The sequence below is a fragment of the Streptomyces sp. NPDC097107 genome (genome assembly GCF_044762405.1).
GTDB classification, from domain to species: Bacteria; Actinomycetota; Actinomycetes; order Streptomycetales; family Streptomycetaceae; genus Streptomyces; species Streptomyces thinghirensis.
Map to the genome: position 1 here is coordinate 423537 of NZ_JBIWEF010000005.1, position 12573 is coordinate 436109.

General features: G+C 69.0%; 10 protein-coding genes. All 10 read left to right on the plus strand.

Annotation, left to right across the window (positions count from 1 at the left end; genetic code table 11):
- The first annotated feature begins 131 nt into the window (after nucleotides 1–131).
- The 10 genes from ACIQ1J_RS14660 (at nucleotide 132) to ACIQ1J_RS14705 (ending at nucleotide 12445) form a co-directional block, all read left to right on the plus strand.
- On the plus strand, nucleotides 132–1421 hold the full coding sequence (locus ACIQ1J_RS14660) for an ABC transporter substrate-binding protein (protein WP_403557056.1): 1290 nt from the start codon (nucleotides 132–134) through the stop codon (nucleotides 1419–1421).
- Between the two features lie 76 nt (nucleotides 1422–1497).
- On the plus strand, nucleotides 1498–2409 hold the full coding sequence (locus tag ACIQ1J_RS14665; protein ID WP_403557057.1) for a carbohydrate ABC transporter permease: 912 nt from the start codon (nucleotides 1498–1500) through the stop codon (nucleotides 2407–2409).
- Nucleotides 2399–3325, plus strand: a complete 927-nt coding sequence (locus tag ACIQ1J_RS14670) for a carbohydrate ABC transporter permease (RefSeq protein ID WP_403557058.1) — start codon at nucleotides 2399–2401, stop codon at nucleotides 3323–3325. The genes ACIQ1J_RS14665 and ACIQ1J_RS14670 overlap by 11 nt, the downstream gene beginning before the upstream one ends.
- Before the next feature lie 83 nt (nucleotides 3326–3408).
- Nucleotides 3409–4176, plus strand: a complete 768-nt coding sequence (locus tag ACIQ1J_RS14675; protein WP_403557059.1) for an SDR family NAD(P)-dependent oxidoreductase — start codon at nucleotides 3409–3411, stop codon at nucleotides 4174–4176.
- Nucleotides 4164–5918, plus strand: a complete 1755-nt coding sequence (locus tag ACIQ1J_RS14680) for a heparinase II/III family protein (protein ID WP_403557060.1) — start codon at nucleotides 4164–4166, stop codon at nucleotides 5916–5918. Before ACIQ1J_RS14675 ends, ACIQ1J_RS14680 begins: the two co-directional genes overlap by 13 nt.
- A 6-nt stretch (nucleotides 5919–5924) precedes the next feature.
- Nucleotides 5925–7967, plus strand: coding sequence for a hypothetical protein (locus ACIQ1J_RS14685; RefSeq protein WP_403557061.1), 2043 nt, complete (start codon nucleotides 5925–5927; stop codon nucleotides 7965–7967).
- 10 nt (nucleotides 7968–7977) lie between these two features.
- Nucleotides 7978–8565: a hypothetical protein gene (locus ACIQ1J_RS14690; protein ID WP_403557062.1), complete on the plus strand. Its 588-nt coding sequence runs from the start codon at nucleotides 7978–7980 to the stop codon at nucleotides 8563–8565.
- Nucleotides 8562–9638, plus strand: a complete 1077-nt coding sequence (locus ACIQ1J_RS14695; RefSeq protein WP_403557063.1) for a nitrous oxide reductase family maturation protein NosD — start codon at nucleotides 8562–8564, stop codon at nucleotides 9636–9638. The genes ACIQ1J_RS14690 and ACIQ1J_RS14695 overlap by 4 nt, the downstream gene beginning before the upstream one ends.
- 87 nt (nucleotides 9639–9725) lie before the next feature.
- Nucleotides 9726–10505 carry a polysaccharide lyase family 7 protein gene (locus tag ACIQ1J_RS14700; protein WP_403557064.1) on the plus strand — a complete coding sequence of 260 codons (780 nt, stop codon included), beginning with the start codon at nucleotides 9726–9728 and terminating at the stop codon, nucleotides 10503–10505.
- Nucleotides 10506–10963: 458 nt separating this feature from the next.
- A complete protein-coding gene (locus ACIQ1J_RS14705; RefSeq protein WP_403557065.1) occupies nucleotides 10964–12445 on the plus strand; it encodes a polysaccharide lyase 6 family protein in 1482 nt (493 codons plus the stop codon).
- Nucleotides 12446–12573: the final 128 nt, after the last annotated feature.

Below are 12573 nucleotides of genomic sequence, written 5' to 3' on the forward strand. Positions count from 1 at the left end.
TGTTTCCACTGTGTTGACAGCCCGTACGGCCGTTCCTAGTCTCGTGCATCGAAGCACTAGTAAATCGATGCACTAATCAAAACGCAAGTTCGTCACCCGCTCAGTACGTATCTCTCAGCCGGGAGTCTCCTATGCGCCCACGCACTTCGCCCCTCTCCAGAAGAAGACTCCTCGGACTGGGTGCCGCCACCGCCGCAGGCGCCGCACTGTCCGCCTGCGGTGGTCCCGCACCCCAGAAGGAGGGCGGCGGTGACGCCTCCCTGCGGCTGCTCACCCCGATCTTCGACCGGGCGGACGGGCAGAAGCTGCTCACCTCGCTGCTCGCCGACTTCAAGAAGGACCACCCGGGCGTCAGCGTCCAGGTGGACTACACGGAGTACGGGAAGCTCAACGAGAAGCTCGCCACGTCGATCGTGGGGGGACAGCCCTACGACGTCATGCTGATGGGTGTCGGCTGGATCCCGCCCTTCGTCGAGAAGGGTGTGCTCGCCGATCTCGGCACCAGCCAGTCCGAGCTGGACCGCCTGTACAACCCGCGTGTGGTGCAGCCCGGGGTCTACGAGGGCAAGACGTACGCCCGTCCCATCCTGCTCGACACCCGTATGGGTATCTACCGCAAGGACATCCTGGCCGAGGCGGGGATCGGCGCGCCGCCGAAGGACCTGACCGAGCTGAAGGAGATGGCGAAGGAGCTGACGGTCCGCGAGGGCGGCAAGCTGACGCGGGCGGGGGTGGACATCCTCAGCAACGACCTGCGCCAGACCTATCTTCCGGTCATGTGGGCGCACGGCGCCGACCTGTTCACCGACGGCAAACCCGTCTTCGACTCGGACGAGGCCGTGGACGCCCTCCAGTGGATGGTCGACATCATCCGCACGGAGAAGATCGAGGACTACGGCTTCACCCAGAAGGGGGCGGTCGTCGCTCCCCTCGTCCAGGGCCGGGCGGCAATGATGGTCGGGCACAACGACATGTGGCGGCAGGTGTCCGAGAGCGCGCCGGAGCTCATCGCCGAGGACAGGATCGCCGGCTTCATGCTGAACCAGCAGCGTCCGGCGCTGTTCCAGGGCGGCACGCTTGCCACCCTGTCGGCGAAGACGCGGTACCCCGACCAGGCCAAGTCTCTGGTGGAGTTCCTGTCGGGGGAGAAGGTGTCGCCGCAGGCGGCCGAGCAGCGCGGCAACATCCCCGCGGTCCTCAGCGCGGCGGACTCCGAATACGTGCGGAGCAACAAGCTCGTCTCGTTCGCGGTGGACAACCTGGACCACGCCTTCTCCGAGGGCGGCGTGCCGACCTGGCTGGAGATACGGGAGGAGTTCAAGCCGGCTCTGGAGAGCGCCCTCCTCGGCAAGTCCAGTCCGGCCGACGCCCTGCGGGGACTGGCCGAGAAGGCCGAGGCCATCATCGCCAAGGGGGCGTGATCCGGTGCCCAGTCATCCGGCCGTGGACACGACACGTCCGCACGCCCCCATAGTGCATCGATCCACCGATTCGTCGGTGCCGCACAGGGGGCGACCTCAGCGCCGACGGCAGTTCGGACGCGAGCGGCGCCGGGTTGCCCTCCTCCTGCTGGCTCCCTCGGTCATCCATCTCGTGTGGTGGATCGGCCTCCCGGTCCTGGCCACCTTCGCCCTGGCGTTCACCGACTACGACATCCTCGCGGGCACGGTCACCTTCAACGGTCTGGACAACTTCCAGGAGATCTTCGGCGACCCGACCTGGAACTCGTCCATCTGGCACACCGTCGTCTTCACCTTCTTCACCGTGCCGGTGGCCATGGCGATCGCGGTCGTCCTGGCGCTCCTGCTCAACGTGAAGATGCGAGGGGCGGCCTGGTACCGGACGGCGGTCTTCATGCCGCATGTCACCGCGACCGTGGCGATCGCCCTGGTGTGGATGTGGATGTTCGAACCCCGGCTCGGCGTCGTGAACACCATGCTCGGCTGGGTCGGCATCGACGGGCCGGTCTGGCTGGCCGACCCCGACTGGGCGCTCACCGCCGTGATCGTGGTGAGCATCTGGAAGGGCATCGGCATCAAGATGCTGATCTACCTGGCCGCGCTGCAGGCCATGCCGAACGACGTGTACGAGGCGGCGAGGATCGACGGCGCCTCACAGGTGCGGCAGTTCTTCTCCATCACCCTGCCGCTGCTGAAACCGGCGACGTTCTTCGTCCTGGTGGTGTCGATCATCGACTCCTTCCAGGCGTTCGACCAGCTGTACGTGCTGACGCCCGACGGAGGGCCCGGCAACTCGACGACGGTCATGACGTACGAGATCTACCGCACGGCGTTCAAGGAGTTCAACATGGGCGCGGCCTGCGCGCAGAGCGTGGTGCTGTTCGCCTTCCTGCTGGTGCTCATGCTGATCAGCCGACGTCTCACCGGAAAGGAAGAGGATGTCCGCTGAGAAGCTCGCCGCCGGCGCCGCCACCGCGGTGCCCCCGCGCGCAGGCAGACCGCTGCTGACCCGGCGACTGCGGCGCGTGGCACTGCACCTGGTGCTCGCCACCGTGTCGCTGGTGATGGCCATCCCCTTTCTGTGGATGATCGTCACCTCGCTCAAGACCGACCCCGACCTGGCCTCCTACCCTCCGGGGCTGCTGCCCCGGATCTGGGACTGGGACAACTACCCCGAGGCCCTCGAATACGCCCCCTTCGGTACCTACTTCCGCAACAGCCTGTTCATCTCGCTCGGGCACACCGCACTCAACCTGGCGCTGGCCTCCATGGCCGGATACGCCCTGGCCCGCATCCCGTTCCGGGGCAGCACCGTGATCTTCATGGGCGTCCTGGCCACGATGATGATTCCGACCTACACCAAGATCGTGCCCCAGTACCTGATCGCCAAGGGGATCCCGTTCTTCGGCGGCAACGACTACCTGGGCAGGGGCGGCCACGGCTGGCTCGACTCGTGGTGGGGGCTCATCGTTCCCGGCGCACTCACTCCGTTCGCCATCTTCCTCTTCCGGCAGTTCTACCTCTCGCTGCCACGCGAACTGGAGGAGGCCGCCCGCATCGACGGCATGGGGGAGTTCGGCATCTACGCACGGGTGATGACACCCCTGGTCAAGCCGGCCATCGCCACCGTCGGCCTGCTCACCTTCGAGAGCAGCTGGAACAACTTCCTGTGGCCGCTGATCATCACGACCGACACCGACCTGCGCGTCATCCAGGTGGGACTGTCCGCCTTCCAGCAGGCCGACCAGAACGCCTGGGCCTACATGATGGCCGGCACGACGCTCGCCACCGTCCCGATGGTGGCGCTGTTCCTGCTCGCCCAGCGGTACTTCGTGCAGGGCTTCGCCAACTCCGGCATCAAATAGCCCTGTCGTCCCGCCGCGACATATCAGATCCGACATATCAGATCCGACACACCAGATACGACATACCAACCGGAGAACTCCTCATGCCTTTTGACCTCACGGGGCGTCGTGCGCTCGTCACCGGCGCCGGGCACGGCATCGGCGCGGCCGTCGCGCTCGGCCTGGCCCGGGCGGGCGCCGACGTGATCGTCCACCACGGCCACTCCGCCGAGTCGGCTCAGCGCGTCGTGGCCGACATCAGCTCGCTCGGACGCAAGTCCACCGCCGTCGCCGCGGACGTCACGGACTCCACCGCCGTCGAGCGCCTGGTCGACGAGAGCGTCACCTTCCTCGGCGGCCTCGACATCGTCGTCGCCAACGCCGGACATCTCGTCGGACGGGTCCCCGTCTCCGACATGACCGACGAACACTTCCGCAGCGTGATCGACGTCAACCTCGTCTCCGCCTTCCGGACGTGCCGGGCAGCCCTGCCTCACGTGCGGGAATCCGGGCGCGCGGGACGGATCGTCCTCATGGCCTCACAGGCGGCTCACGACGGCGGCGGTCCCGGCGCGACCGCCTACGCGGCGGCCAAGGCCGGAGTGATCGGCTTCGCCAAGGGGCTGGCCAAGGAGATCGGCGGTGCCGGGGCCACGGTCAACGCCCTCGCTCCCGGATACATCGGCGAGACCGCCTTCCACGGCACGTTCACCGCGCCCGAGGCCCGGCGCGGCATCGTCGAGAAGCTGCCCATCGGCCGGGCGGGCACCGTGGAGGACGTCGCGGGCGCGGCCGTCTACCTGGCCTCGGACGAGGCCGGATACGTCACCGGTGCCACCTTCGACATCGGGGGCGGCGCATGGCCGCGCTGACCGTTCCGCAGGAGCCCGGCGGGTGGTGGCACGCCTACGTCTGCCCGGCACACGGCGTGGAACTCGACCACGGTGACCTGCTCGGCGGCGCCTTCCCCGCCGGCGGTGCCGCCTGCCGCTACGGCTGCCGCCTGGACACCGACGCCATTCGGGGCGCGTGGACCGTCCTGGCGCACCAGGAGATCGCCCGGCGCCTGCGGCACCTGGCCGCCGGCTCGCCCGGCGAACGCCGCGAGGCCGTGGCGGCGCTGCGCCAGTACGCGGAGCTCTACGCCGGCCTGCCGGGCGCGCACGCGGGCGGTGACGACTGGATGCTGCGCGGACGGCTCTTCCACCAGGCGCTGACCGAGGCCATCTGGGCGGTCAACATCGCGCACGCGGCACGCACGCTGGCGGCGGACCCGGAAGACCCCGGACTGAACGAGCTCGTCCCCTTTTTCGAATCGCTCCGGAAAGCGGCCGGAGCAGCGCGGGCCGAGCTCCTGAGGAAGGGAGAGGCCCGTTCGAACTACACCGCCTGGCTCGCCGCCGCAGAGATCTCCTGCCGCTGCGCCGCCGATCTGATCGCCGGAGAGGAACCCGACGCGATCGGCCTCGCGCAGGAGTACGGGCTGGCCGCCCACATGCGGACAGCGGTCCACCGGGACGGCTGGGAGTGGGAGGCAAGCACCTACTACCACCTGTTCGTCCTGCACGCCTACCTGCTCGCGCTGCGCGGCGCCCGCCCGGAGCAACTGCCCGACGACATCGCGGCGGCACTGGGCGCCATGGTCTCGGCGCTCGCGGGCGTCGCCGCTCCGGACGGCACCCTGCCGGCCCTGCACGACGGCCCCTACCGGCGCGAGGCACAGGCGGCCGAGATCAGAGAGGTGGCCGCGCTCGCCGCCCAACTGTTCGCGGGCGCCCCGCTGAAGGCCGTCGCCCACGCCGCCGAACGCGACTCGGCCGCCGCGCTCCCCGCGGACCTCGACGGGTGGTTCGCCGGCGTCCCGCTGCCCACGCCGTCACCGCGCTGCACCTTCCCCGACGCCGGGTTCGCGGTCTTCCGGTCCGCGGGCGTCCACGCCCTGCTGGACGCCGGACCGCACGGCGGAGGACACGGGCACCAGGACAAGCTGTCGCTCTACCTGTACGCGGACGACGGCACCGCCTGGCAGCCGGACCCCGGCCAGGTCCCCTACGCCCACCGGAAACTGCGCGCGTACTACGCGAGTACCGCGGCCCACCCCACCTTCCGGGTCGACGAGGCGGAACAGCGACCCTGCGACGCCGTCCTCGACGGCGACACCGGCCGGTGCGAGCAGGCGTACGACGGAGTCACGGCGACACGCCGCGTCGTCACCGACCGGCGTTACCTGCTCGACATCCTCGTCCTCGAGGCAGCCACCGAGCGCCGGCTCACCGCCCAGCTGCGTCCGGGCACCGATCTCGACGTCGTGGCCCAGGGACCCGACCGCTCCCGCACCGTCTGGGGCGACGGCGAGTCCGCGGTCCTGACGGGTTGCCACGCGTCGCGCCCGCAGGCGGAGTTCACCGTCGTCGCTCATCCCGGGCCCGCGGATGATCCGGCGCTGAACCGGCAGGGCGTCGACTGGTCCCTCACCGGCCGGCGCGCCGTGTTCGTCTCCGTCTACCAGTCCGCCGAGACCGCGCCCCCGGTCCGCCGGGTGAGCCTGTCCGAACGGACCGTCCACATCGATCTGGCCGACGGAACCGTCGCCACCCATCCCATCGGAGCGTGAGAACGCATGCTGCTTCTCGAGGGACGACTCGACGCACTGCGCGGCGAGCTGAACGGCACGCACGCCGCCCAGTGGCGGAGGCTGTACGAGCAGTGCGACTGGTACCGCCGCCAGAACCCGCCCACGGAGCATCCCGAGGCGAGCATCACGTACTTCGGTCCCGCCGCCGCGAACCTGGCGCTCGCCTACCGGCTCACCGGACAGCGCGGATACCTGGAGGAGGCGTGGCGCTGGATCGCCACCTGCGTTGCCTTCCCCCACTGGGGTCGTGCTCACATGCCCGACCACGACCTGGACGCGGGCTGGCTGCTGCACGGTCTCTCCCTCGCGTACTCCTGGCTGGGGGAGGACCTGGAGCCGGAGCGGCGTGAGGTCCTGCGCGCCAAGCTGGAACTCCAGGGCGAGCGGCTCCACTCCTTCGCCGAGGAGACCACCGGCCGCTGGTGGTCGAGCGCGTACTGGCAGAACCACAACTGGATCTGCTGGACCGGTATCGCCACAGCGGGCTACGCGCTGGGACGCTCCGAGTGGACCAAGGCCGCCCGGGCCAACCTGGAGACCGTTCTCAGGATGCTCCCCGAGGACGGATCGGACTCGGAAGGCGTCGTCTACTGGCGGTACGGAGTGCCGTGGCTCGCCATCCACACCGACCTCGTCCAGCGCCAGGAGCGGTCCGATCTGTGGTCGGTCGGCGGTTTCCTGCGCAACACCACGCGCTGGCGCCTGCACCAGAGCGTGCCGGGTTTCGAGGAGAACATCGACCACGGCGACTGCCACGACCGGCGCAGCGGCCACAGCGTCGCCCTCTACTACCGCCTGGCCTCCGCCTACCAGGACGGCACGGCGCAGTGGCTGGGGAACCTCGTGGCGGAGCGTCACTTCTGGCGCGAGGCGTACGAGTCGGGTGTACGTCCCGGTGTCATGCCCGAAGCCTTCCTCGAACTGCTCTGGTACGACCCGCGGGTGGCACCCGTGGCACCGGACCGGGAGCCCGGCACCGCGTACTTCCCGGATCTGGGGCAGATCACCGCGCGCACCGGCTGGAACAGCGCCGCGACCTGCGTCAGCTTCAAGGCCGCCCCCGGTGGCGGCCACCGGGCCTGGGACGAGGGGCACCGGCTGAAGGCCGCGGGCGGCTGGGACGCGATGAGCGCGGGCCACCACCACCCCGACGCCGGCGCCTTCGTCCTCCACTCACACGGCGCCTTCCTCGCCGTGGACGAGGGCTACAGCAACCACAAGAGCGCGGCCCACCACAACCTGGTCCTGGTCGACGGAGAGGGCTGGGCCGACGAGGGCCGCTACCACGTGTACGAGGGGATACCCGAGGAGCGCCGGGCGCGTGTGCGTGACGTGCTCGCCCAGGACGGATTCGCCCACGCCACGGCGGAGACCGCGGCGATGTTCCCCGAACGGCTGGGCGTGCGGCGCGTCGACCGCACGCTGGTGGTGACGCCTCTGGGGCGCGTGGTCGTCCTCGACGAGCTCGAGGCCGAGGCGCCGCGCGAGTGGACGTATCTGCTGCACTCCGACTGGCCCACGACACAACTGGAGCCCGACGGCTGGCGACTGGAGTCCGGGCCGGCGAGCGCACGGCTCACCCGGCTGCTGCCCACGGACGCGGCGGCCACGCGTCACCGCGCCGAGGTGGAGGCGAACCCGACCTCCAGCACCCCCAGTCTCAAGGTCAGCAAAACCATGCACACCCTGCGCCTCACCACTCCCAGGGCCCGCACGGCCACCTTCCTGACCGTCCTCGACAGCACGGGTTCGCTGGATCCGCGGCCGGAGCCGGCCGTACTCCTGACCTCGGACCAGGGCCACGCGGTGTCCGTCGGCCAGGGGGACGCGAAGGAACTGGTCCTCCTCGCTCCCCGGGCCGGCGTCATCGAGACGGAACGCGTCAGCGCCGACGCCGCCGCGGTCATACTCTCCGGCACGCGGGTCGCCGCCGTCCGGGCACGCCGCGTCGACATCGACGGCGCCGTGGGGCTCCGGTCGGACGAGCCGTTCACCGGCGTACTGCCCACCGACACCACCGGCGCGTAGGGAGCACACCATGAAGGGCTGGGAGCGAGGTGCACTGCGCGCCATGGAGTTCGTCGCACAGCCGGCACTCGCGGGAGCGGCGTTCTGCCTGCTGGCACTCGGCGTCGTCACCTGGCTCCCGGCGCTGGCCGCCGCGGCGACCGCGTTGCAGGACTGGCGCAGGGACGGCGGTGGCCGGCCGTTCACCGGGACGCTGCGCGCCTTTCCGCGCTGCTGGCACGCCCTGTGGAAGGAAGCACTCGCGGCCAGCGCCCTGATCGCCGTCCTGGCGACGAACTGCCTCTTCCTGCTGGGCCGGGGAAGTGCGACCGCATGGGTCCTGCTCCCCGTCCAGTTCGCCCTGCTGGCCGCCCTGGCGGTCTACGCGCTGTCGCTCGCCGCCTCAGCCGCGGCCGGCACCGACGACGGGTTCCGCCGCCGCGCGGCCGTCCTCGCCTTCGCCTCGCCGCGACGCAGCCTGGTTCTGCTACTGGCCCTGCTGCTCGTGCCGCCGGCGATGCTGCCCGTTCCCCTCGGCCCCCTGCTGCTCGGGCCCACCGTTCCCCTCCTCCTGGCCCTGTCCCTGTCCGCACCCATGAACCCGAGGAAACCAGCATGAGACTCATCCGGTACATCGCTTCGGCAGCCGCTCTCTTAGCCGTCACAGGGACGTCTGCGCCCGCGGCATCCGCCGCCGCACCCCGGGGCGGACACGACATCTACGTCTCACCGCGCGGCAGCGACACCAACCCCGGCACCCGCCAAGCTCCCTTCGCAGGCATCCAGCGGGCCCTGGACGTGGCCGGCCCCGGATCGACCGTGCACCTGGCACCAGGGCGCTACCTGGAGGACTTCGTCAGCCGGAGTCCCGGCGTCACCCTCACCGGACCCCCGTCCGCCGTGGTCCAGGGATCCGGTGCGGGCCGTGCCATCGGGGAGATCCAGCACGACCGCGTCCGGCTGACCGGTTTCACCATCGACGGCCTGATCGGCGACGCCGCCGAGAAGTCCGCCTACCGCAAGAAGCTGCTGTATGTCATGAGCATGACACCCGGGGACGGTGTCGACGGCCTGCGCGTCACCCGGATGACCTTCCGCAACGCCGGCGAGGAGTGCGTACGGCTGCGCTACCTCGTCACCGGCGCCGAGGTCGCCCACAACCGGATCACCGGATGCGGGGTATGGGACTTCCGCTTCGCCGACGGCGGCAAGGTCGGCGAGGGCATCTACCTCGGCACGGCCCCCGAGCAGCAAGGGCTCAACGGCGCCCCGGACGACCGGCCGGACGTCAGCCGGGACAACTGGATCCACCACAACCGGATCGACACCCAGGGCAACGAGTGCGTGGACATCAAGGAGAACTCCACCGCGAACCTCGTCGAACGCAACGACTGCACGGGCCAGCGCGACCCCAACTCCGCGGGCCTGGACGCACGCGGCAGCGGCAACACGTTCCGCGCCAACCGCTCGTACGACAACGCCGGCGCCGGAGTCCGGGTCGGCGGCGACACCCCCGCGGACGGCACCGGCAACACCATCGAGGACAACGTCCTCCTCTCCAACTCTGCGGGGGGCATCAAGTTCGAGGCCACCCCGCAGGGCCGGGTGTGCGGAAACACCCTGGCCGGCAACACCGGCGGCGACGCGACGGGCACGTACGGCAACGAGTACGAACCGTCGCGTCCCTGCTGACCGCAGAAGAAGGCCCCGACACGCACGACAGTCACGCAACGACAGTCACAACCGACAGTCACAACCGACAGTAAGGAAGCAGCAGACATGAGCCGCACCCGCAAGCGCACTCTCGCCACCACAGGCGTGGCCGCACTCTCCGCCCTGGCCGCCCTGACCCTGCCGCTCGTCACGGGGGGCACCGCCACCGCCGCCGCACCGTGCGACTACCCGGCACAGCAGCTCAACCTGACCAACTGGAAGGAGACCCTCCCGACGGGTTCGAGCGGCTCGCCGACCGAGATCAAGCAGCCCTCGCTCGCGACCTTCTCCGTCAGCCCCTGGTTCACCGTGAACTCCGCGTGCACCGGCGTCCAGTTCCGGTCGGCGGTCAACGGCGTCACGACGTCCGGCTCCAGCTACGCCCGCTCCGAACTGCGCGAGATGACCGACAACGGCACCAAGAACGCCTCCTGGTCGGCCACCTCCGGCACCCACACCATGACCTTCAGGGAGGCGTTCAACAAGCTCCCCAACGACAAGCCGCACGTGGTCGGCGCCCAGATCCACGACGGCGACGACGACGTGACGGTCTTCCGCCTGGAGGGCACCAGCCTCTACATCACCAAGGGCAACGACACCCACCACAAGCTGGTGACCAGCAACTACAAGCTGAACACGGTCTTCGAGGGCAAGTTCGTCGTCAGCGGCGGCCAGATCAAGGCGTACTACAACGGCGTCCTCCAGACGACCATCGCGCACACCGCCTCCGGGAACTACTTCAAGGCAGGGGGCTACACCCAGGCCAACTGCGGCAACTCCTCCCCCTGCAGCAGCTCCAACTACGGGCAGGTGACCATCTACAAGCTGCTGGTCAACCACTCCTGACAGAGGGGGGTGCCGGGCCTCGGACTAGGAGGCCCGGCACCACCCAGCACGGTACAACGAGCGGCGCGGATCTCCGCCCACAAGCCACCGGCGTGCGCGGTGGGAGACACCGTGGTCCAGTGCCTGTCGTGCGGACCAGGCTGGGCTCGCGGGCCCTGGCACGCATGCCAGCCGCGGCGTCGGGCGGCATGGCCTCCGCCTTGCGATCGCACGCACACACCCCGCTCTCTGATCCAGTCTGAGCCAAACGACGGACACAAGTCGGCGCCGCGAGTTCGCACGTCACCGATTGAGCCACCGACTGCCACCTCTTGTCATCCGGCCTCCGCCAGGCCGGCGCGCCCATAGCCGTGACGCGCAACTGTCACAGGCTCGTCCTGCCAGCACTGGACGGCATTCTTGCCCAGTGCTGGGTTGCTCGACATCGCATGCCCATCTCTACCGTGCGGAGAAGAAACATGCCCAGAACAAAGCTCAGCACCTACGGCGCGATCACCGTCGCGGCGCTCACGATCACGGCCCTCACCACCGCAGCACCCGCTCTCGCCTCCACCGGCGACACATCATCGCTCATCCCGAGCACGACCTCGGCCCCACAGTCCAACGCCGCCACCGTCAACGTCTCGTCGTCGAAGCAGTTGACCACCGCGATGGCCAACGCCGTAGCCGGCCAAACGATCGTCCTGGCCAACGGCTCCTACTCGATCGGCAAGCTCAACGCCAAGAACGGCACCTCCAGCGCACCCATCACGATCATGGCCGCCCAACAAGGCAAGGCGGTCATCACCGGAGGGCAGCTCGAGGTTCTCAACTCGTCGTACGTGACGTTCTCCGGGCTGAAGTGGACGAACAGCAACACGTTGAAGATCGCCAGTTCGCACCACATTCGGTTAACTCGCCACCACTTCCGGCTCACCGAGTCGAGCTCGTTGAAGTGGATCGTCATCCAGGGAGCCAACAGCCACCACAACCGGATCGACCACAACCTGTTCGAGGAGAAGCACAAGCTCGGCAACTTCATCACCATCGACGGCTCTTCGACCCAGCAGTCGCAGTACGACCTGATCGACTACAACCACTTCCGCAACATCGGTCCGCGCGCCACCAATGAGATGGAAGCGATCCGAGTCGGCTGGAGTGCGATCTCCAAGTCGGACGGGTTCACCACGGTCGAGAACAACCTCTTCGAGAACTGCGACGGCGACCCTGAGATCGTCTCCGTGAAGAGCAACGCCAACACCGTCCGGTACAACACCTTCCGGACATCACAGGGCTCGGTGTCCCTGCGCCACGGCAACCGCAGCCAGGTCCACGGCAACTTCTTCTTCGGCGGCGGCAAGACCGGCACCGGCGGCGTCCGGGTCTACGGCCAGGACCACAAGATCTACAACAACCACTTCGAAGGACTGACCGGCAGTGGCTACGACGCGGCGCTGCAACTCGACGGCGGGGACGTCGACACCTCAGGCGCGCTCTCCTCGCACTGGCGGGTGTACCGGGCCACGGCAGTGCACAACACCTTCGTCAACAACGTCTCGAACATCGAGATCGGCGCCAACTACAGTCTCGCCCCGGTCGACAGCCTGGTCGCCGACAACATCGTCGTCGGTTCTTCCGGCAAGCTCTTCAACGAGCTGAAGACGCCCAAGAACATGACGTACGCGGGCAACATCGGCTGGCCGACGGGTTCCGCCACCATCGGGATCACCACCGGCGTCCGCACCGTGAACCCGCTCCTGGCCAAGCAGGGTGAGGTCTACCGCCTCGGCACCGGTAGCCCCGCGGTGAACACCGCGTCGGGTAGCTACAGCTTCCTCGCCGATGACATGGACGGTCAGTCACGCAGTGGAACGGCCGATGTCGGAGCGGACGAACTGTCCACCGGCACCGTGGTCCACAAGCCGCTCAGCTCTGACGACGTCGGAATCAGCGCCCCCTGACAGGGCCGGAACAGCTCTGCCCGCCACACCTCGAGGTATGGCGGGCAGCCACCGATTCGAACGGGCACGCACACCCTCGCCTTCGGGAGGTGTCCAACAAGTTCCCGAGCACCAGAGCGCACGTCGTC